Source organism: Nocardia sp. CC227C (assembly GCF_030767025.1).
Lineage (GTDB): Bacteria > Actinomycetota > Actinomycetes > Mycobacteriales > Mycobacteriaceae > Nocardia.
The window spans coordinates 534,454-555,719 of the sequence record NZ_JASITE010000004.1 but is presented as its reverse complement, the minus strand read 5'-3'; the positions used below and the strand labels follow the sequence as shown (position 1 = coordinate 555,719).

18 protein-coding genes and 1 riboswitch are annotated in these 21,266 nt (G+C 70.5%); of the genes, 6 read left to right on the top strand and 12 right to left on the bottom strand.

Annotated elements, in window-relative coordinates:
• Positions 1–138: 138 nt before the first annotated feature.
• The 5 genes from QMO76_RS11140 to QMO76_RS11120 all read right to left on the bottom strand — a co-directional run bounded on the left by QMO76_RS11140 (position 139) and on the right by QMO76_RS11120 (position 3,799).
• Complete coding sequence (locus QMO76_RS11140; protein ID WP_306361117.1) at positions 139–936, bottom strand: family 1 encapsulin nanocompartment shell protein; 798 nt, start codon at positions 934–936, stop codon at positions 139–141.
• Between the two features lie 3 nt (positions 937–939).
• Complete coding sequence (locus tag QMO76_RS11135; protein ID WP_306361116.1) at positions 940–1,944, bottom strand: Dyp-type peroxidase; 1,005 nt, start codon at positions 1,942–1,944, stop codon at positions 940–942.
• Between the two features lie 94 nt (positions 1,945–2,038).
• Positions 2,039–2,365: a cupin domain-containing protein gene (locus QMO76_RS11130; protein WP_039817302.1), complete on the bottom strand. Its 327-nt coding sequence runs from the start codon at positions 2,363–2,365 to the stop codon at positions 2,039–2,041.
• Between the two features lie 118 nt (positions 2,366–2,483).
• The gene (locus QMO76_RS11125) at positions 2,484–2,972 is read right to left on the bottom strand and encodes a dihydrofolate reductase (RefSeq protein ID WP_306361158.1); all 489 of its coding nucleotides are present in this window, start codon (positions 2,970–2,972) and stop codon (positions 2,484–2,486) included.
• A 5-nt stretch (positions 2,973–2,977) separates the two neighbouring features.
• A complete protein-coding gene (locus QMO76_RS11120) occupies positions 2,978–3,799 on the bottom strand; it encodes a thymidylate synthase (protein ID WP_372341947.1) in 822 nt (273 codons plus the stop codon).
• Positions 3,800–3,819: 20 nt separating this feature from the next.
• Between QMO76_RS11120 and cobF the strand changes: the two genes are divergently transcribed.
• The 4 genes from cobF (at position 3,820) to QMO76_RS11100 (ending at position 10,504) form a co-directional block, all read left to right on the top strand.
• Positions 3,820–4,581: a precorrin-6A synthase (deacetylating) gene (gene cobF, locus QMO76_RS11115; RefSeq protein WP_306361115.1), complete on the top strand. Its 762-nt coding sequence runs from the start codon at positions 3,820–3,822 to the stop codon at positions 4,579–4,581.
• A 107-nt stretch (positions 4,582–4,688) separates the two neighbouring features.
• Positions 4,689–8,630 carry an ATP-binding protein gene (locus tag QMO76_RS11110; protein ID WP_306361114.1) on the top strand — a complete coding sequence of 1,314 codons (3,942 nt, stop codon included), beginning with the start codon at positions 4,689–4,691 and terminating at the stop codon, positions 8,628–8,630.
• A gap of 308 nt (positions 8,631–8,938) precedes the next feature.
• Positions 8,939–9,583 carry an MBL fold metallo-hydrolase gene (locus QMO76_RS11105; protein ID WP_306361113.1) on the top strand — a complete coding sequence of 215 codons (645 nt, stop codon included), beginning with the start codon at positions 8,939–8,941 and terminating at the stop codon, positions 9,581–9,583.
• Positions 9,584–9,637: 54 nt separating this feature from the next.
• Positions 9,638–10,504, top strand: a complete 867-nt coding sequence (locus QMO76_RS11100; RefSeq protein WP_306361112.1) for an Fpg/Nei family DNA glycosylase — start codon at positions 9,638–9,640, stop codon at positions 10,502–10,504.
• A gap of 74 nt (positions 10,505–10,578) precedes the next feature.
• Here the strand turns inward: QMO76_RS11100 and QMO76_RS11095 are convergent, their stop codons facing one another.
• The 5 genes from QMO76_RS11095 to QMO76_RS11075 form a co-directional block, all read right to left on the bottom strand.
• A complete protein-coding gene (locus QMO76_RS11095; protein ID WP_306361111.1) occupies positions 10,579–12,090 on the bottom strand; it encodes a carboxylesterase/lipase family protein in 1,512 nt (503 codons plus the stop codon).
• A 79-nt stretch (positions 12,091–12,169) separates the two neighbouring features.
• The gene (gene mgtA / locus QMO76_RS11090; protein ID WP_306361110.1) at positions 12,170–14,878 is read right to left on the bottom strand and encodes a magnesium-translocating P-type ATPase; all 2,709 of its coding nucleotides are present in this window, start codon (positions 14,876–14,878) and stop codon (positions 12,170–12,172) included.
• A 57-nt stretch (positions 14,879–14,935) separates the two neighbouring features.
• Positions 14,936–15,121 carry a hypothetical protein gene (locus QMO76_RS11085; RefSeq protein ID WP_306361159.1) on the bottom strand — a complete coding sequence of 62 codons (186 nt, stop codon included), beginning with the start codon at positions 15,119–15,121 and terminating at the stop codon, positions 14,936–14,938.
• A gap of 296 nt (positions 15,122–15,417) precedes the next feature.
• Positions 15,418–15,594: riboswitch (M-box (ykoK) riboswitch) on the bottom strand.
• A 79-nt stretch (positions 15,595–15,673) separates the two neighbouring features.
• On the bottom strand, positions 15,674–15,919 hold the full coding sequence (locus QMO76_RS11080; RefSeq protein ID WP_306361108.1) for a DUF2630 family protein: 246 nt from the start codon (positions 15,917–15,919) through the stop codon (positions 15,674–15,676).
• 53 nt (positions 15,920–15,972) lie between these two features.
• Positions 15,973–17,382: a PLP-dependent aminotransferase family protein gene (locus tag QMO76_RS11075; protein ID WP_306361107.1), complete on the bottom strand. Its 1,410-nt coding sequence runs from the start codon at positions 17,380–17,382 to the stop codon at positions 15,973–15,975.
• 88 nt (positions 17,383–17,470) lie between these two features.
• Here QMO76_RS11075 and QMO76_RS11070 point away from each other — a divergent pair, with 88 nt between their 5' ends.
• Positions 17,471–18,160, top strand: coding sequence for a pyridoxamine 5'-phosphate oxidase family protein (locus QMO76_RS11070; protein ID WP_306361106.1), 690 nt, complete (start codon positions 17,471–17,473; stop codon positions 18,158–18,160).
• A gap of 59 nt (positions 18,161–18,219) precedes the next feature.
• Positions 18,220–18,525: a hypothetical protein gene (locus tag QMO76_RS11065; protein WP_306361105.1), complete on the top strand. Its 306-nt coding sequence runs from the start codon at positions 18,220–18,222 to the stop codon at positions 18,523–18,525.
• Between the two features lie 436 nt (positions 18,526–18,961).
• Here QMO76_RS11065 and QMO76_RS11060 read toward each other — a convergent pair whose 3' ends face one another.
• Positions 18,962–20,200 (bottom strand): hypothetical protein, encoded by a 1,239-nt coding sequence (locus tag QMO76_RS11060; protein ID WP_306361104.1) that lies wholly within the window; start codon positions 20,198–20,200, stop codon positions 18,962–18,964.
• Positions 20,201–20,450: 250 nt separating this feature from the next.
• Positions 20,451–21,224 carry a crotonase/enoyl-CoA hydratase family protein gene (locus tag QMO76_RS11055; RefSeq protein ID WP_372341946.1) on the bottom strand — a complete coding sequence of 258 codons (774 nt, stop codon included), beginning with the start codon at positions 21,222–21,224 and terminating at the stop codon, positions 20,451–20,453.
• Between the last annotated feature and the right edge of the window lie 42 nt (positions 21,225–21,266).

Below are 21,266 nucleotides of genomic sequence, written 5' to 3'. Positions count from 1 at the left end.
CGACCGTGCGCGGCCCTGCCCCCGACCGTGCGCGGCCCTGCGCGGCCTTGCCGGACCGTGTGGTCCTGCCCGGCTGCTGCGTGGCGCTGCCCCGGCCTGCCCGGCCTTCCACGCCTACTCCGGGATCGGTCGCCCGGCTCAGGCTTCCAGCGGCACCGCGGCCTCGGCGGTGTACACCAGGAAGGTCAGGCTCTCCTGGAAGTACAACTCGACCTTGTCGGCGTCGTGGGACAGGTAGCCGATGGAGAGGTCCTGGCCCAGTTGCAGGTCGAAGTCGCCGCCGCGGGTGGTGAGCACGAACGCGCCGTCGATGGCCGGAGCCCAGATGATCTGGCCGTCGATGAGGCGTTCGATATGGGTGCGGATCGGGTGGCCGTGGTCGGAGGTCTCGCTGACCGCGGTGTAGAGGTCGGCCGACAGCAGCACCGAGTACGGGCCGTCCACACCGCCCAGTCGCAGCTTGCTCAGCGCCTGCGCGATCGTCTCCGGGGCCAGGCGCGGATCGCCGGGCAGCTTCACCGGCTCATTGGAGGTGCTGGACCGGATGCCGGTGATGGCGGCGGCCGGGTAGCCCTCGAAGATGGCGCGGTCCTCGGCGAAGGCGATCTTCTTGGCGGCGTCCTTCACCGGGTCCAGGTCGGTGTCGTTCGCGCCGCGTTCCACATTGTCGAGTTCCTCGCGGGTCAGGCTGAACGGCACGCGCAGTTCCACCAGCGGAGCCACCAGTCGCTGCCGCGCCTGCACCCCCTCGTCGGGCGGGTTGATGACGGTGGTGCGGCCCAGGCCGACCGCGTTGAAATCGGCCCCGTGCGGGCCCGACAGATCGACCACGCGGCGACCGGCGATGTGCCGCTTGAAGGTTCGCGTCGCCTCCTCCTCGATGGCCGCCCAGGCCGCGGAGGTGATCGGCGCGAGTTCGCGGTGGAGGTTGTTCATGCCTTAGCTCCTTTTCAACGTGCCGATACCGAGGGAACCGTTACCGGATATGTCAACGCCGTCCGCCTCCGGAGATTCCCGCTCCGCCGGCGCGGGTGCGTCCGGCAGTTCATCGAAAAAGCTTGCGGCGGGAGCGAAGAACGCGGTCCCGGTGACGGCTGTGGAGAAATCGAGAATGCGGTCGTAGGCCGCCTCGTCGCTACCGAGGAACATGCGCTCGAGCATGGTCTCGATCACGGTCGGGTCGGCCGCGTAGGCGATGTAGTAGGTGCCGAACTCCCCGGCGGCCACACTGCCGAACGGCATATTGGCCCGGGTGATCTGCCCCAGATCGTCCTGATCGTTCACGGCGATATGGGAATCCGCGGGCTTGTCGGCATCGTCGAGTTCGAAGTCGTCGACCTTGGTGCGGCCGATCACCCGCTCCTGCTCGGGAACCGACAGTGCCCGCCAGGCATCCATGTCGTGCAGGTACTTCTGCACGTACACGTAACTGCCCCCGGTGAATTCGGCGTCCTCCGCGCCGACCAGCGTGGCGGAGCGTGCCAGCTGCCCCTCGGGGTTCTCGGTGCCGTCCACGAAGCCGAGCAGGTCGCGCTGCTCGAAGTAGCGGAAGCCCTGGGTCTCGTCCACGATGGTGGCCGCCCCGGCGAGCCGCTCCCCGATCTTCATGGCCAACTCGAAGCAGGCGTCCTGATTCTCGGCCTTGAGATGGAACAGCAGGTCGCCGGGCGTGGCCGGGGCCTGGTGCTTGTCCCCCTCGTATCCCGGAAATTCGTGCAGGCGAGCGGGTTTCGGCCCGGCGAAGAGGCGGTCCCAGGCGGCGGACCCGATGGCGGCCACGCAGGTGAGGCCCGAGCCGGGCACCCGGAATCCGACGGACCGGCGTAACCCGGGCAGGTCGGTGAGTAGATCGCGCACCACCGCCTCGCCCCCCTCGTCGATGGTGGCGACGAGGAAGATCGCGGCGGGTGTCAGCGGGTCGAGTATCGGCTGCGGCTCACCCATGGGGTCCAGCCTAGAACCACGATCCGGTGCGGCGGTCGTCCGGTCGCCCGTGTCTGCCGGTAACCTGTACCGACCAGTGGGTTTGCTCTGGCGTCTACTTCGCCACAGTGAGCAGGAAGGCCACATCGTCAACGGCCTTCACGCTGTGCCGGGCGTCGGGGATGACCAGCAGGTCACCGGCCGAACCCTTCCACTCGTTGGCCCCGCTGATCAGGGTCAGGGTGCCGCTGAGCACGACCATGGTGGCCTCACCGGGATTCTCGTGCTCGGCCAGGCTCTGACCGGCCGTCAGGGCGATCACGGTCTGCCGCAGGCTGTGGGCGTGACCCCCGTAGATCGTCTGCGAACTGCGCCCGCTCGAGGCGGTGGCAGCGATCTTCAGTTGTTGGCGGGCGACCGCGGTCAGCGATTTCTTGTCCATGGACTGCCTTTCGCCGGGCTGGGTATCCGTGAGTATGCCCGACGGCCTCGAACCGCTCGGCTATTTCGCCGGTTCGTGTGCGGGAATTGCCGCACATGCGATATTCGCGTGATCCGTGTTACCGCGTATAACGCCGGAAGCGATACCGCAGACCCGTCGCGGATTCGCGCCACGGTTCGGAATCGGCGGACCACTCTGGGCCGATGGCGGGTGCGTAGCAGTCGCCGGCGATATCCGCGTCCACCTCGGTGACCATCAGTTCTGTCGCCGAAGGCATTGCGGCACGGTAGATCTCGCCGCCGCCCATCACCCACACCGGTTCCTCCCCGGCCAGGGCGAACGCCTGCTCCAGCGACCCGGCACGCTCGGCGCCCGCCGCCGCCCACGCCGGATCGCGGGTCACGACGATATTGCGGCGGCCCGCCAGCGGGCGGAAGCGCGGGGGCAGCGAATCCCAGGTGCGACGGCCCATGACGACCGGATGCCCCCAGGTGACGTCCTTGAAATGCGCCATATCCTCCGGAATTCGCCACGGAATGGTGTTGTCCACCCCGATGACGCCGTCCAGGGTCTGCGCCCAGATGAGCCCGATGGTGCGCACCCGCACCGCGCTCACACCGCCACCGGGGCCTTGATGGCCGGATGATGCTGGTAGTCCACGACTTCCACATCCTCGTAGCGGTACTCGAACAGCGTCGGGGCCTGTCGCAGCCGCAGCCGCGGGAAGGGGTACGGGTTCCGGCTCAGCTGCTCGCGCACTTGGTCCACATGGTTGTCGTAGATGTGGCAGTCGCCGCCGGTCCAGATGAAGTCACCCGGTTCCAGGTCGGCCTGCTGCGCCACCATGTGCGTGAGCAGGGCGTAGCTCGCGATATTGAACGGCACGCCCAGGAACAGGTCCGCGCTGCGCTGGTACAGCTGGCAGGAGAGCCTGCCGTCGGCCACGTAGAACTGGAAGAAGGCGTGGCAGGGGGCCAGCGCCATGCGGTTCAGCTCCGCCACGTTCCAGGACGAGACGATGATGCGGCGCGAATCCGGATCGGTGCGCAGCGTGTCGAGCACCTGCGTGATCTGGTCGATATGGCCGCCGTCCGGGGTCGGCCAGGAGCGCCACTGCACGCCGTAGACCGGGCCCAACTCGCCGTAGGCATCGGCCCACTCGTCCCAGATGCTGACGCCGTGCTTCTGCAACCAGCCCACGTTGGAGTCGCCTCGCAGGAACCACAGCAGCTCGTAGACGATGGACTTGAGGTGCACCTTCTTCGTGGTGACCAGTGGAAAGCCGCGCGACAGGTCGTAGCGCAGCTGATGGCCGAAGATGCTGCGGGTGCCGGTGCCCGTCCGATCCGATTTCGGCGTGCCGCGCTCCAGCACCAGCCGCAGCAGGTCCTCGTACTGGGTGTCTCGGTGTTGGATGTCTCGGGGGGCGTCCACGCCTGGCAAGCTTACGCAGTGTGCGGGAGCTCTACGTGATCGGAATCGGCGCCGGGGATCCGGACCAGGTCACCGTGCAGGCCATCAAGGCGCTGCGTCGGGTGGACGTGTTCTTCGTCATCGGCAAGGGAGCCGAGAAGCGGGAGCTGGTGGATGTGCGCACCGCCATCCTGGACGAACACGCGCGGTGGCCGTATCGGATCGTGGAGATCCCCGACCCGCCGCGCGACCGGTCGGTTCCCGCCGCCGGTGCGGACGACGCCTACCGCGGGGCGGTGGCGGACTGGCACGAACGGCGCAGCGAACTGCTGGAGGCGGCCTTCGCCGAGACCGAGGGCGTGGGCGGCATCCTCGTCTGGGGCGACCCCTCGCTCTACGACAGCACCCTGCGCATGGTCGAACGGGTGCTCGACCGGGGGCGCGTGCGGTTCGAGCACACGGTGATCCCCGGCATCACCAGTCCGCAGGCGCTCGCCGCCGGGCATCGCGTGGTGCTGCACGACATCGGCGCACCCGTGCAGATCACCACCGGTCGGCGGCTGCGCGAGGAGGGACTGCCGTCCGACCGGTCCACCCTCGTCATGCTCGACGGCGACTGCGCCTTCACCACGGTGCCGGGGGACGATGTGCACATCTGGTGGGGGGCCTACCTCGGGATGCCCGATGAGACCCTCATCGCGGGGCCGCTGCGAAAAGTGGAGCGGGAGATAGTGACCCGGCGCGCGGAGCTGCGCGCGGCCAAGGGCTGGATCATGGATATCTATCTGCTGCGCCGGGGCTGAACCGTGCGCTGCCGAATCGTGTGCTGCTGAATCGTGCGCTGCCGCCGGACTGCCCGGCGACAAACTCCCGACCTGCGGGAAGAATCGGCCGGGTTAGGCTGCCGTTGATGGGATCGGAAGGTGGTTCGGGTCCGATGACGCTCATCGGCCGGGAGGAATCGGCGGCGGTGCTGCGCGAGCACCTGCGCCGCACGCTGACCAGCCACGGTGGGCTGATCCTCGTCGCCGGAGAGGCCGGAATCGGCAAGACCGCGCTCATGACGCAGGTGCTGGGGGAGTTCACCGACTCGGCGCTGGTACTGGCGGCCACCGCCTGGAGTGGCGACGGCGTGCCCGGATACTGGCCGTGGGTGCAGATTCTGCGGCGGCTGCGGGATCGCTGCGCCGCCGCCGAATGGGCCGCGGTCGTCGACAATGCCGGAGCGGCGCTGGACGCGCTGACCGAGGGGACACCCGGAGCGGGTGCCAGGGGACAGCCGGGGGTTACGGGACATTCGGTTGCCGCCACGCGGCCAGAGGTCGTGGGAGCTGCGGGCGGTTCGGGGGAAGCGGGCGTTCCGGGAGCTTTGGGAGCTGCGGGCGGTTCGGGGGTTGCGGGCGGTGCGGGCGTTCCGGGGGCTGCGGGCGGTCCAGGAGCCACGGGCGTTGTCGGAGTCTTGGATGGAGCGGGGTCTTCCGAGCGCGACGGAGGTTCAGGCGTTGCGGGGGCTCCGGAGAGCGCGGGATCGCCCGCTGCCGCGGGCGCTTCGGAGCATGCGGGCGATGCGGGAGCTTCCGAGGTTATGCGGCCCGCGGGTGTGTCCGGATCTTCGAGCGTGGCGGAAAATGCTGGTGCCGTGGGGCTTTCGGGTGTCGCCGTATCTCCGGGTGCTGCGGCGCAGGCGGGTGCCGCGGGGAGTTCAGGCGCTGCGGGGCAAGCGAATTGGGCGCTGTTCGAGATCGGTGACGCGATCACCGCCGCACTGGCGAGCGCGGCGCGTCGGCGTCCGGTCTTCGTCGTGATCGACGATCTGCACCATGCCGATCCGGAATCGGTGCGGGTGCTGACCTTTCTCGCACGCCATGCCTGGTTCGAGCGGATCGCGGTGGTGGCCGCGGTGCGCGATACCGAGCTAGCGGCCGAAAAGCACCCGCTGCGCGAGGTTTTCCCGGAGGTGTGGGCGGCCGCGCACACGGTGGAGCTGTCCGGACTGTCGGCAGCCGAGACCGCCGCGCTGACCGCCCGGCTGACCGGAGGCACACCGCCACCCGAGATCGCGCACCGCATCGCGACCGCGAGCGGCGGGAATCCCTTTCTGGCGGAACAGGCCACGCGACTGTGGCACGGCGGCGGGTCCGTCGACGCCCTCACCCCGGGCGTGCGCCAGACCCTGGACGCGCGACTGGCATCGCTCCCGCCGCTGGTGGTGGCGGCGCTGGGCGTCGCGGCGGTGGTGGGACGCGAATTCGCCGCTCCCGTGGTCGCCGCCGCACTCGACACCACCCCGGCCGAACTGGCCGACACCCTCACACGTGCGGTGCGCGCGCGTCTGGTCGGCCGCGTCGGCACCGAACTCGGTGGGGTGGGCGGCGACCGGTTCGTCTTCGTGCACGACCTGATTCGCGAAACCCTGCTGGCGCGGCTGGACGCGGCGGACCTGCACCGGCGGCACGCCGACGTGCTGGTCGCCCTGGAGCGCCTGCCCCGCGATGTGACAGGCGCGACCGCAGGCGATTTCGCCCATCACGCCTACCAGGTGGCCCGCTCCGGCGACCCCGTCGCGGTCGACCGTGCCCTGGACTATCTGCTCACCGCGGCCGCCGAAGCCGACACCCGCTCGGCCGCCGGTGAAGCCGCCCACCACTACCGCCGAGCCCTCACCCTGCTACCCCCCGACGACCTTTCCCGCCGCGGCCGCCTCGGCCTCGCCCTGGCCGCCGCCGCCCACCGCGCCGGTGAACTCCCGGAGGCTCGCGCGTCCTACCAGACCGTACTCGCTGAATCCCGTGCGGCACAACGTGAATCGTCTGACCGTTCCGATCGGGAACGGCCGATCGGCAGTCGAGGGTCCGATACGGAGCGCGAGGTCGGCGGCGGTCGCGTCAGTAGCGAGGATCCGCCCGGCTACGACGGCGAATCCGCTCGCGGCGCGACCGAGCCCGATGGTGTTGTCGAGCGCGTCGATGGTGATGCTTCCGCCGGTGGGATGAATTCGGTGCCGGGGGCGGCGGAGTTGTTCGCGCGGGCGGTGCTCGGGTTGCAGGGGCTCGGGATGACGGATCCGGAGGGGGAAGCCGCGCGGGAGATCGAGCTCATCGACGAGGCGCATCGGCGGCTGGTGCGGGAGCGGGCGGAGGGGGATCCGCTGACGGTGCGGGTGTTGGCGGCGTCCGCGCGGGTGCGGGTGCACACGGGATGGTCGCGGCGGGCTCGCCGGGGCGAGGCGGTGACGGAGGAGATGAGCGCGCGGGCGTTGCGGCTGGCGCGGGCCTGCGGGGACACCCATACGATCGGGGCGAGCCTGCTGGCGCGACACGATGCCGTGTGGCGGCCGGGGACGGCCGCCGAGCGGCTGGCGCTCGCCGAGGAGATCCACACCGTCGCGGACTGCGTGGGTGATGAGGACCTGCGCATCCAGGGGTACGTGCTGCGCATCGCGGCCCTGCTCGAACTCGGCGACCCGCGCGCCCACGCCGAACAGGCCGCCCTCACCGCGTACGCCGACCGCACCCGCCTACCACGTCCCCGCTTCATCGCCCGCTCCCGCGCGGGCGCACTGGCCACCGTCACGGGCAGCGTCGCCGCCGCCGCGGCCATCGACGACGCGTACGCCCTCGGTGAACGCAGCGGCGAGGTCGACCGCCTGCCCCTGTGGCTCGAACAACGCTGGGCACTGGCCGTGACCACCGCCGCCGAGCCCGATATCGCCCGCCTCACCGCCCGCTACCGACGGGCACCCAGCGCCTACACCGTCGCCCCGCTCCTGCTCGCCGCGGCACGCCGCCTGGCCGCCACCGCGTCCGGGGCGGACCGCGCTTTTCCCGAGGCTGACAGCACGTTGGCCGGGGCTGGGGATCCGTGGTGGGGGCAGGACGAGGTGGGGTTGCTGGATGTCGTGCGGCGGGGGGTGGATGAGGTGCGGGTGCTGCTGGAGACGTATCCGCGGCACTTTCACGCCGGGGCGCTGGTCGCGCTGGCGGAGGCGGCGGTGGTGCTCGAGGACGCGGAGTTGCGGAAGTCGGTGCGGGAGTTGCTGTCTCCATTGCGGGAGCTGTGGGCGGTGACCGCCGGGGGCGGCGCGGTGTACGGGCCGTACGCCTACTGGCTGGGACGGCTCGACGCGGCGGCGGGGGACCGCGACCGCGCCGCGATGGAGTTGGAGGCGGCCGCGGCGTCGGCGCGGCGAATGCGGTCGGTGCCGTGGCGCGAGGCGGCGGAGCGGGAACTCGAGCGGTCGGGCACAGGGGCGACGCGATCCGCGGCGTTGCGAGCGCATACCACGATCGAACCGGCCGCCCATGTCTTCCGGCTCGCCGACGGCGTCTGGACGCTGCGGTTCGCGGGCGGGACGACGCACCTGCCCGATATCAAGGGGCTGCGGGACCTGCACACACTCCTCGCGAATCCGGGTCACGACATCTCGTCGATGGAGTTGCTCACCGGCACCGGAACCGCCGCGGCCACCGTGTCGGCCGCCCGCGGCCTGGGTGCCGACACGGTGCTCGACGAGCGCGCCAAGGCCGAGTTCCGCCGCCGTCTCGAGCGGCTCGACGACGAGATCGACCGCGCCACGGCCCGCTCCGACGACGATCGCGCCGCCGAGCTGGATGCCGAACGCGCCGCCCTGTTGGACGAACTCCGCCGCGCGGCCGGACTGGGCGGTCGCACCCGCCGCCTCGGCGACGACGCCGAGCGCGCCCGCAAGACCGTCTCCGCCCGCGTCCGCGATGCCCTGCGCCGCCTCGACCGCGCCCACCCGGAGCTGGCCGAACACCTGCGCGCCTGCGTCTCCCTCGGCCTGGTCTGCCGCTATCAGCCGCAGCGCGAGATGCGCTGGGACACCGACTAGCCGCCGGTCCGGCTGCATCTTGTTCGGAAGCCCCGTCCGAGCGGGGTGGGCCACCCGGGCGGAGCTTCCACACTGTCGGCCCTACACAAGGGGGCGTTCGCATTCGGCCGACAGCGCGAAACCTTATGGGGGCAAACGTCTGGACAACCATGACATTTGTGCCCGCACCGCTGACATTTCGTGCCGGACATTGTTCGCGGCCGTGTCGCGCGGGAACTCGCCGAATCTCGCGGCGCTGGATTCGGTCTCGCGCCTTACGAGTGAAGCACCCATCGGCCGCCGAGCGGCCGAGACCGAAGGAGCGAATCATGGAGCGCATCGCCACCGACCTGTGGGTCACCGAAACACAGAACCCGGCACCGGGCCTGACCACCCGCGCCTACCTGTGGACCCGCCCGGAAGGCAACGTGCTGTTCTACAACACCAGCATCGAGAGCGAATTCGACCGCATGGCCGAACTCGGCGGCGTCGCCGATCAGTACCTCAGCCACCAGGACGAGATCACCTCCACCCTGGCCACCCTGAAGGCGCGGTTCGGCACCCGGCTGCATCTGCACGAGTCGGAGGCGGACCTGGTCACCGCCACCACCGTGGACGATCCGTTCACAACGCGGCACACCGCCTTCGAGGGTTTGGAGGTCATCCCAACCCCCGGCCACACGGTGGGCAGCACCAACTACCTGGCCACCATCGCGGGCAAGCGCTACCTGTTCACCGGCGACACCATCATCCGGGGCGAGGACGGCCGCTGGTGGGCCGGTTACCTGGAGGGCTTCAGTGATAAGGAAGCGCTGGTCGCGAGCCTGGACGTGCTGGCCGAGCTGACTCCGGACGTGGTGGTCTCCAGCGGCTTCCTGGGCGAATCCGGGGTGACCGAACTCGGCGAGCGGCCGTGGGCCGATATCCTCGACGAGGCGCGCGAGAGATTGCTGACGGGCCGCTCGCTGGTCTGACCAGGGCGTGTTCACATCGGGCGGCATATCGGCGGGTGCCGGTAGGCTGCGTGTGTGCCCGAATTACCCGAAATCGTGGCGCTGGAGCAATTCCTCGCCGAGCATGCGGTGGGCGCGGTCGTGGGCCGGGTCGATGTGGCGGCGCTGAGTGTGCTCAAGACCTTCGATCCGCCGGTGACCGCGCTGTCCGGGCGTGATGTGACGGGTGTGGGCCACTGGGGCAAGCACCTCGGCATCGACTGCGACGGACTGTGGCTGATCACGCATCTGTCGCGGGCGGGCTGGCTGCGCTGGCTCGACGAGCCCGGCGCCGCCCCGCCCAAACCGGGGAAGGGCCCGCTCGCCCTGCGCGTGCACCTGTTCACCCCCGAGGGGGCGACCCCGGCCTTCGACCTCACCGAGGCGGGCACCAGGAAACGGCTCGCGGTCTGGCTCACCACCGATCCGCTCGCGGTGCCCAGTATCGCCCGCCTCGGCCCGGACGCCCTGGCGGTGAGCGAGCCCGAATTCGCCGAACTGCTGCACGGCACCTCGCAGCGGGTGAAGAACGCGCTCACCGATCAGACGATCATCGCCGGTATCGGCAATGCGTACTCCGACGAGATCCTGCACACCGCACGGCTGTCGCCGTTCGCGAATGCCGGAACGCTCGACGCGGAGCAGCTGTCCCGGCTGTATTCGGCCATGCGCGCCGAACTCCGCGATGCCGTCGAGCGTTCCGTGGGCCAGGACGCCGCGCGGCTCAAGGGCGAGAAGCGCTCCGGCATGCAGGTGCACGGCCGCACCGGCATGCCGTGCCCGGTCTGCGGTGACACCGTCCGCGAGGTGGCTTTCGCGGACAAATCCTTCCAGTACTGCCCCACCTGCCAGACCGGCGGCAAGATCCTCGCCGACCGCCGCATGTCGCGCCTGCTGAAGTAGGGCGGCGACCCCCGGTAGCGCGGGACACGGCGTCCAGCACACGACCCGCCGCATCTCCCCGCGCCCGGGTGCTCTCAGATCAGTGTGGGTACCGTAATCCCTTGCCAGGCAAGGCGTTTGGCGCGGTCGGGGTCGTCCTCCAAACGGGGCGGGTAGTCGATGATCATGGTGGTGCGCCGGTCCTCGGTGTACTGCGGCCAGGACGGCAGCGGTGCGCCGTGGCGGGCGAAGGACAGCCAGTTGTCCTGGAACTGCCGGGTCACCGAGCGCATGCCGCGTTGGCCGCCCGCCACGGTGAGCGCGCGTCCGAACGGGGTGTCGCTGGCCCCGAACACCGGGACCAGGTCGAAGGCGTGGGTGGCTCCGAATCCGGCGAGATGCAGTGCGCGCGGGGCGAAGTCGAAGCGGTAGCCGTAGGTGGGGGCGAAGCGGCTGTGTCCTTCCATGGCCGTGACCGTTGACCGCCACAGCACGAAGTCACCACCCATGCGCACCGCGACCTTCGGATCCGGGAAGCCCGGATAGGCGGCGATCACCTGGGCCGCGGCCTCGGAACTGGAATGCGCGAGCACCTTGCGAAGGCGTTCCGGGGTGGTCGGCAGCGTATCGGACAGGCGCGCGAACAGCGTGCCCTCATCCCGATTGCTGCCGATGATGAGCGGCAGCCGATGCGCGCTGCCCTCGGTGAGCGCGTCCAGCGGGGAGCGGGGCAGGAAGTCGCCGTCCACCATCGGCACGGCCGGGAAAAGGCCAGGCTGCTCCCGCAGCACCGTGGCGACGGCCCGGTCCACCGCGCGGCGAATGTCATTGGCACCGGCCGAGATCAGCGCGCGCGACGCCTCGTCCGGGCTGGCCCCGAGTCCCTCCACACAGCGTCGGGCGAAGAGTTTGGCGTCGTCCGGGCCGGCCGCCCACGCCGCGGGCGGGCTCTGCGAGATGCCCCGGTGGAACAGCCCTTCCGCCGCCGGGGTCGCGAACAGGCTCAATACCGCGTGCGCCCCGGCGGATTCGCCGAAGATCGTGACATTGTCCGGATCGCCGCCGAAGGCCGCGATATTGCGCCGCACCCACTCCAGCGCCGCCACCTGGTCGCGCAGCCCCAGGTTCGAATCGAATCGCCTTCCGGGCGTGGAGTATTCACTGAAGTCCACATAGCCGAACCCGCCCAGCCGGTAGTTCAGCGACACCACGATCACATCACCGCGCACGGCCAGCCGCGCCCCGGAGTACAGTCCCAGCGCCGAGGTGCCGATCATGTACCCGCCGCCGTGGATGAACACCATGACCGGGCGCGGCGTGGCCGAGTGCCCTACGGGCGCGGTGATATTGAGCGTGAGGCAGTCCTCGCCGGTCGGCTGCTGCTGCCGCGGTCCGATGCGCGCCCCGCTGCGATGCTGCATCGCGGCGAAGCCGAATTCCCGGGCGTCGCGCACCCCGGCCCACGGCCGCACCGGCTGCGGCGCCCGGAATCGCAGCTCGCCCACGGGCGGCGCCGCGTAGGGGATGGACCGCCAGCGCGCCACCCGGCGGCCCCGGGAACCGCGGACGACGCCGTCGGCAGTAGTGATGTCGATCGTTGCCACCATCTGAAAACGGTATCGGTGCGACCCACCCGCCCGCTAGCCCCTACTGACTTGTTGCCAATACGTGGCCGCGCCGAACCGGTCACAGCCAGCTCCGGAACCTGCGGATGTACAGCGTCTTCGCCAACTGCGCCACCAGGCAGTAGCTCAGCAGCGTCAGCACCAGCCAGGGGAAATACGTCAGCGGCAAGGACTGCATCCGGAGGACCTCGGCCAGCGGCGAGAAGGGCAGCCAGATGCCGACGGCCATGATCGTGCCGGTGGTCAGCAGCACCGGCAGGGCCGCCCGCGACTGGAGGAACGGGATCTTCCGGGTGCGGATCATGTGCACGATGAGCGTCTGGGAGAGCAATCCCTCGATGAACCAGCCGGATTGGAACAGCGTCTGGTGTTCGGGACCGTTGGCGTGGAAGACGAACCACATCAGCGCGAAGGTGCTCATATCGAAGATCGAGCTGGTCGGACCGATGCACAGCATGAACCGGCCGAGATCCCGGGCGTTCCACCGCTGCGGCCTGCGCAGGTACTCCTCGTCCATGCGATCCCACGGAATGCTGAGCTGTGAGATGTCGTAGAGCAGGTTCTGCACCAGCAGGTGCACCGCCAGCATGGGCTGGAAGGGCAGGAAGGCCGAGGCCACCAGCACCGAGAACACATTGCCGAAATTCGACGACGCGGTCATCTTGATGTATTTCATGGTGTTGCCGAAGGTGCGGCGACCCTCGATGACACCGCGTTCGAGGACCATGAGGTCCTTCTCCAGCAGGATGATGTCCGCGGATTCCTTGGCGATGTCGACCGCGGTGTCCACCGAGATGCCCACATCGGCCTCACGCAGCGCCGCCGCGTCGTTGATGCCGTCGCCGAGGAAGCCGACGGTGTGGCCGCGCGTGTGCAGGGTGCGCACGATGCGCGCCTTCTGCGTCGGGTCGATCTTGGCGAACAGCGTGGTGCGTTCCACCAACTCGGGCAGATCGGCGTCATCGGTCAGCTCCAGCCGGGTGCCGGTGACCGGTTCGCCCACCTCGAGGCCGACGTCCGCGCACACCCGCGCCGCCACCAGTTCGTTGTCGCCGGTGATCACCTTCACCTCGACGCCGTTGTCCGCCAGGGCTTTCAGCGCCGCCGCCGCGTCCTGCTTGGGCGGGTCGAGGAAGGCGAGAAAGCCGACCAGCGTCATCTCGGTCTCGTCGGTGGCCGTGTAGCGGTCGCGGATCGGTACCGCCCGAACGGCGACGGCCACTACCCGCAGGCCCTCGCGATTGGTGCGCTCGGCCAGGTCGATCACACGTTCGCGCAGCTCCGGGGACATGGCGATCTCGCGGTCGCCGTCGCGCGCGAACCGGCACAGCGCGACCACCTCCTCCACCGCGCCCTTGCAGACGAGCTGGTTCTCCGCGAGCGCGCCCAACCGGTCGCTGACCACCACCGACATCCGGCGACGCACGAAATCGAAGGGGACCTCGTCGACGAGCCGGTAGCGGCTGTCGACGACGACCTCCTCGGCCTCGCCCGCCCGGTCGATGACCGCGCGGTCCAGCAGATTGCGCAATCCGGTCTGGAAATGGCTGTTCAGATATGCCGATCGCAGCACCTCGTCGCTCGGCCGCCCGTGCATATCGAGGTACCGGTCGAGTACGACCCGGTCCTCGGTGAGGGTGCCGGTCTTGTCGGTGCACAGCACGTCCATGCCGCCGAGGTTCTGAATGGCGTTGAGCCGCTTGACCACGACGTTGCGCTTGCTCATGGCGACCGCGCCCTTGGCGAGATTGGCGGTCACCACCACCGGCAGCATCTCCGGCGTGAGGCCCACCGCCACGGCCACCGCGAACAGGAACGCCGAGGTCCAGTCGCCCTGGTTCCAGCCGTTGACGACGAACACCACGGGCACCATGACCAGCATGAATCGGATGAGCAGATAGCTGACCCGCTGCACCCCGGTGTCGAATGCGGTCTCCGGATGCGCGCCGACCATGATGTCGGCCATGGAGCCGAAGTAGGTGTCCGAACCGGTCGCTACCACCACCCCGGTACCGGTGCCGGAGGTGACGGAGGTGCCCATCAGCACCAGGTTGTCGGCCTCCGCCGGGTCGGGGCGGGTGTGATGCGGGGTGTCGCCGGTGGTGGTGTCGGCCTTCTCCACCGGCAGCGATTCACCGGTGAGCGCGGCCTGGGCGACCATGAGATCCTTGGCCGCGATCAGCCGCATGTCGGCCGGCACCAGGTCACCGGCGGCCAGCCGCACGATATCGCCGGGCACCACCTCGGCCACGGGGATTTCCCGGGCCCGGCCGCGCGGTTCGCCCGCACTTCGCCGCAGCACCGCCGCGGTGGTGGTGACCAGCCGGGTCAGCGCTTCGGCGGCCCGGTTGGAGCGGAACTCCTGCCAGAACCGGATCAGCGTGCTGATCGTGATCATGATGCCGATGGTGACGACGCCCTCGACATCGCCGGTCAGGTAGAGCACGACGGCCAGGGCCGCCAGCACCAGGATGAACGGATTCCAGCACGCCCGCGCCAGCTGCACCAGCCAGTGCGGAACGTACTCGTGGGCGATCTTGTTCGGCCCGTACTGTGCCAGCCGCTGGTTGGCGTCGGCGTGGTCGAGGCCCGCGCGCACCGAATCCAGGTCGTGCAGCACCTGTTTCGCCGGTTGGGCGCTGATGCCGACCAGCTTCGTGCCGACCGCCCGGGTGCGGGCCTCCAGTTCGGCGGCCCGGCGTTCCCGGCGCGACGGGCGGTGGGTGGGTGGTTCCGGCTGCTGGAGGGGCAGCGGAGTGGACATGGTCATGAGGTACTCCTCACGCGGTAGACGCATCGGGACTGCGGGGTGTCGTGGCCTGCTGCCCTAGCGCTTCGGGTGGCAGCCCAGCGACGCGCTGACCACGGCCGGCGGGGTGTAGCCCACCAGCAGGTTGGCCCGCTCCTGCGGGGTGAGATTCCGGCGTGCCCACAGGCGGCGCGCGCCGCGGCGGCAGCCGCCGAGCACGGCGGTGGTCAGCGTGGACGGGGTACGGCGTGCGATGAAGGTCATGGCGAACTCCTCGGTGACAGGGCCGCGGCTCATCGCTTCGAATTCATTTCAACCGGATTCGCGCACGCTGGGGTGGACAATTGTCGAGGGCGTGACAATTGCCTGTGCGTAATGCGCTGAATTCGCCGAACGGTCAGTTCGAAGGAATGCCGCGACCGGGCGAGACAATGCAGAGCGATCGAGACGGATACGGACTTCCACCGGGTGTCATCCTGCGGATCTCACCTCCTTGCGGCCGAGGCGTGCGGGGACGCCGAATCGAAAGCACAGCAGGGAGCGGACCAGGGAATTCCTGGTGAGCACCCCTCTCGTCAGAGTTTCGGCACTACACGACGTGTCCCGGCGTCGAGCCGGGAAGCCACTTCGGGTGCATCCCTTAATCCGGGAAGACCTGTCCTAACCTTGGGCGTCTCTCGACGTCGTCAGATCAGTGGCCTGTGTTCGCGTAGGAGCCTCACCTATCGAGGTGCATGAACGTCGACAATGGTGTCGCACGAATTCGGATTAGTCAAATCCCAAAAAAATCGGCCCCCGCTCGGGGGCCGAGAAACACTACTGGAGATAGCCTTCCACCTGCTGGGCGGAATTCGCCTGGGCCGAATCGGGATCTCGACCCTGGTCGAGCCGGGCCCGGCGCTGCCGCAGCAGATCCCAGCACTGGTCCAGCTGTATCTCGAGCTCGGCCAGCTGGGCGCGCTCGCTCTCCGGGTCCAGGTCACCGCCGGTGGTCTTGGACCGCAGCTCGTGCTCGCGATCCACCAGTGTCTTGATGCGCGCGAGGATGTCCTGATCGGTCATGAAGCCTCCACTCCGCGACGGTTGCAGCGACCCGGCCGGGCCACGCGTCCATGCTACGGCGCGGACAGGCACTCCCCGGCGGTCCGCAGCGCCGCCGCCAGTTCCGCACGCGGCAGCGCGGCGTATCCGAGCGCCACGCCGAACAGGTGTCGCGGCCCGACGTAGTGGGTGTCGAGGCGGCCGAGGTGCACGCCGCGCCGCTCGGCCGCCGTTACCGCCGCCGCCTCGGCGGCGGCCGAGGCCAGCGGAACCACCACGTGCGATCCGGCGGCGTCGCCGATCACGCCGAGTCCGTGCCGCCGCAGTTCCGCGACGACCAGGGCGCGCCGCGACTGCATCTCCCGGCGCAAGCGGCGCAGGTGCCGGGCGAGATCGCCGTGCGCGGCCAGCTCGGCCAACACCAACTGCCCGGCCGTGGCCGGACCGGTGCCGGTGTGTTCGCGATGGGCGAGCACCGCGTCGGCGACGGCGGGCGCGGCGACCAGCCAGCCGATGCCGAGGGCGGGGGAAAGGATCTTGCTGGTGGTGCCGAGATGCACCACCACATCCGGGGCGAGGGTCGCCAGCAGCGGCAACGGCGCGGTGTCGTAACGCAATTCGCCGTCGTAGTCGTCCTCGATCACCAGAGCGCCGCTGCGCCGGGCGAATTCGACGAGCCGCACCCGCCGCTCGGCGGGCATCCGGGCGCCCAGCGGAAACTGGTGCGCGGGAGTGCAGTACACGGCGCTGACGCCATCCGGCAAGAGGTCCACCCGCAGGCCATGGTCATCGACGGGAATCGGCACCAACTCGATTCCGGCCGCCTGGAACGCACCCGCGGCCCGGCGGTAGCCCGGATCCTCGATGGCAACCGCCGCGCCCGGGGGCAGCACCGCGGCCGCCAACTCGGCCACCGCGGCGCTGGTGCCCGACGTGGCCAGTACCGCGCTGCCGCCGGACGCGCCCAATCCCCGATGCCGCAGCAGATGTGCGGCCACCGCCGCGCGGTAGCCGGGGTCACCGGCGCGGTTGCGGCGGACCAGGGGCGTCGGGTCGGCGGCCGCCCGCCAGGCCCGTCGCCACGCCGCGCGGTCGATGGCCTCCACACAGGGTGCGCCGGGTGCCAGATCGGCCAGATCCGTCGCCTCGTCCGCATCGGAGGCGGCGGGTGACCACTCCGGGGCCAGCCGGGGGGCGGCGGTCAGGTAGGTGCCGGAGCCGTGCCGCCCGCCGAGCCAGCCTTCGGCGTGCAGCTGGTCGTAGGCGGCGGTGACCACGGTGCGGCTCACGCCGAGGCGCAGCGCCAGCGCGCGCGAGGAGGGCAGGCGGTCGCCGCGGTGCAGGACCCCGGTGGCGGCCGCGTCCCGCAGTCGGTCCGCGATCTGTGTCGACAGCGGGGCCGACGCCGAGCGGTCCACCACGATCGGCAGGTCGTCGGCTACGAGCGGACGGAATGCCGCGCCTTCCGGTGCTGTCGCTGTCATGGCGTTCCCGTCATACGGACAAGTGGTCTGTTGAAATCTCTGGGAAATGGCTATTCTACAAGTCCATTTCCCGGGCAATGCTGGTCCTATGAGTCAGACAGCGTCGAACCGGACCCCCTTGTCGCCAACGCCGCGCAGCACGCCGACGCGCTACCGGCACCGCGCCCGCAGCGACCGGGCACACCTGGACGCGGTCCTGGACGCCGGGTTCCTCTGCCATCTCGGCGTGGTGATCGACGGCACCCCGCTGGTGGTGCCCACCATCTACGGGCGCGACGGGGACACCCTCTACCTGCACGGCTCCACCGGGTCCGGCAATCTGCGCGCCGCCTGCACCGGTGACGTCTCGGTGTCGGTCACCCATGTGGACGGCATCGTGTACGCGCGCTCCGCGATGCACCTGTCCATCAACTTCCGGTCCGCCGTGATCCACGGTCGGCCGACCGCGCTCACCGATCCGGACGAGCAGCTGCGGGCCATGCGGATCGTCGTCGACAATGTCACCCCCGGCGCTTGGCCCGCGGTGCGGCAGCCGACCAAGAAGGAACTCGCGGGCACGCTGGTGCTGGCGCTCGACCTCACCGAGGCGTCGGTGAAGGTGCGCGAGGGCGGGCCGATCGACGAACCGGAGGATGTCGCCGCCGGTGGGGTGTGGGCGGGAGTGCTGCCGCTGCGGCAGCTGTGGGACACCCCGATACCGGCCGACGACCTGGAGCCGGGGGTTCCGATTCCCGGCCATGTGCTGGCTCGGGTCGCGGGGTCGCCGGTGGCGGGGTAGCCGAATGGTCGAATCACGGTCACACTGAATGTGATTCGATCTAGTACCGGGAGGTCCCCATGGATCCCGATAGCGATGACGCCGACGGCGGGCCGACACGCCTGCTGGATTTCATAGCGCGGCGGGAAGCCGAGGCCGCCGCCGCGCTCGCCGCGGCCCGGATCGGTTCCGGGAAGGAGCCGTTCAGCCTGGAGGCATTGCGCGCCGCCTACGACCTCACCCTCGACCTCGGCACCCGGCCGCTCACCGCGGCCGACGTCGCCGAGTACGAGCGGCGCTACTACCTCACCACCCCGGCCGATATCCGGACCGTCGCGCAGTTCGGCGAATACCTGTACTCGCTCTACATCAACGAGGTGGGCTGAGGTCATCCGTGGCCCGCGTGGCGACTGCCGTACGGCGGCAACCGCATTCCACGCGATGCCGCACCGTGCGCCGCGGTGAAACCGGCCGTGGCGAACCAGGCCCGGCGCATAGGGGCTGCCGAGGACAAGGCGGGGCGAACCGAGTCCGGACGGCCGAACCGAATGAGGCCGAGACGGGAGAGCCGGGCGGTCCGGTCGGTGGGCGGAGCAGGCCCGCGCGAACCAGGCCGGGGCGCGGCAGGAACTCCTGCGAATCGAGCGCCGCGACCGGCCGACCGGTGCCACCCGCCGCCATCGGCCGCTCGCGAGCGGTTGCGCGTCAACGCCACCACGCCCGGGCCGAGCGGCAATCCGGGCACGCCCGCGGGCATTTCGGGCCCGTGGGTCGCGATACCGGGAGGGATCCCGGCCACCGCCGCGAGCTTTCGGCCCGGCGCTACCAGGGCGTGGCGGTGAGGCCGAGGCGGGTGAGGGTGGTGTGGGCGAGGTCGCGCAGGTCCGCGGCGGTGGGGATGCGCTGGGGGTCGAGGCCGACCAGGCCCAGGGTGTAGGTGTCGGCGATGCGGGTGAAGTAGGCCGACAGGCGGGTGCGCGGGAAGGCGTCGGCGCGCAGGCCCGGATGGATGGCGCGCGCCGCCACGCCCGTGCACTGGTGCGGGCCGAGGGTGAGCAGCGAGTCCGGGAGGGTTCCGATATTGGAGCACAGGATGTCTCGCTCGCCCGCACCCCTCGCGAGGGTGTGCGCCCAGCGGTCCGGGATCACCTGGAGCAGTTCCTCGGGCATGCCTCCCGGGCCGGTCATGCGGTGTTCGTAGGCGGCGCGGGCGCGGTGCCGGATGGTGGCCGGGGTGTCGGTGCGGCGCACCGCGATCTCGGTCATGGCGAGATCGTTGTCCACGCGGGGTTCGTCGCGGGTGTCCACCGGGAGGCTGACGGCGATCTCATGCTCGGGAAAACCCGTGGACCACAGCATATTCGCCACCGCGTGCACGAAGAGACTGTTGGCGGTGCCGCCGTGGGCGACAGCAACGCGATTCCAGTCGCGGGCCGGGATCTGGAGTACGGCGCTGCACGGGACGGCGTCCGGGTGGTCGGACAGCGGTTCTCGCGCCGCGGCACCGGGCGGTCGGCGGGGAATGCCGCGGCGCAGCGCGCGGGCGGTGCCGCCCAGCACGATGGACCATTGGCGGCGGGCGTCGGCCCAATCCGAGTGCGGCGGCGGCGATGCCGCCAGCGGGGTGCCCGCGAGCGCGGAGTCCACGGCCAGGGCGAGGGCGCGGCCGTCGGCCAGGGCGTGTGAACACGTCAGGGCGACAATGGATCCGCCGTCATCCAGCGGCGCGGCCGAAAGCCGCCAGCCCGGACCGAATTCCGGATCGAGGTCCGCGCCCTGATCGTCGGCCCACTCCAGCAGGGTATGCGCGGCCAGCGGCTCCGCGGCCAGCACCAGGGGATGCGCCCAGCCGGTCACCTGCCAGCGCGGCCGCGCCCCCGGAATCCGCGACCGCACCACCCGCCGCCCCAGTGGCCCCGTCCGCAACGTCTCGTGCACACCCCGCAGCAACTCCGGCCCCACCCGGTCGGCGGTACGCCAAATCCCCTGCAGCGCGATCGGCGTTCCCATACCCCGATGCGCCCGCAGGAACATCTCGTCCACCACGGTCAGCCGGTTCATTGCAGGCAGCGTACCGATCGGTACTGACAATCGGCGAGCACAGCTGCCGACCGATCCGACATCACCCCGCCGCACGCTCGGTCACGCCCGTTCGCGGTGGTGCCGCGCCGCGTTGACCGGTCGCTCCGACCCGACCGCTGTTAGGTAGGTCGCGTGGGGAAGCCGCACGTCGAGGGGGTCGACGGAAACCCCGGATGCCCTGGACCGGCGGTTTTTCCTCGATCGAGGACGGGCTGCGGTGTCGGTCGGGTCAGGCCGGGCGGCCGCCGCGGCCCGCGCCGGCGGCGAAGCGCTGTGCGCCGTCGAGGGCTCCGTCGGCGAGGGCGGTCATGCCGTGGCGGAATTCGTTGCGGAGGGCCGCTGCCTCGTCGAGGCCGTCCTGTTCCAGCACCGACATGCGGTCCGAGCGCAGGCAGGTCTGTGGGAGGGTGGTGAGTTGGGCGGCGAGTTCCTCTGCGGCGCGGCGGGATTCGCCGGGCGGGACGACCTGGGTGACCAGGCCGATCCGCAGGGCCTCCGCCGCGCCGACGGCTCGGCCGGTGAGGATGAGGTCCATGGCGCGGCCGGTGCCGATGATGCGGGGCAGGCGGACCGTGCCGCCGTCGATGAGGGGAACGCCCCAGCGGCGGCAGAACACGCCGAAAGTGCTGTCCTGCTCGGCGATTCGCAGATCGCACCAGAGCGCGAGCTCGAGTCCGCCCGCCACGGCGTAGCCGGAAACGGCGGCGATGACGGGCTTGGACAGCTGCATGCGGGTCGGACCCATGGGGCCGTCGCCGTCCTCGGCCGCGCGATTGGAGCGTTCGGTGCCGAGGGCCTTCAGATCCGCCCCGGCGCAGAAGGTGCCGCCCTCGCCCCACAGCACCGCCACGGCGGCGGTGGGGTCGGCGTCGAATTCGCGGAAGGCGTCGGCCAGCGCCGCGGCCGTGGGCCCGTCCACGGCATTGCGGGCTTCGGGGCGGTGCAGGATCACGGTGGTCACGGGGCCGTCGCGTTCGACTCGTACGCTCACGGGACCGACCATACGCCGTGCGCACGGCCGTGCGCACACCCTTGCGCGAAGAAA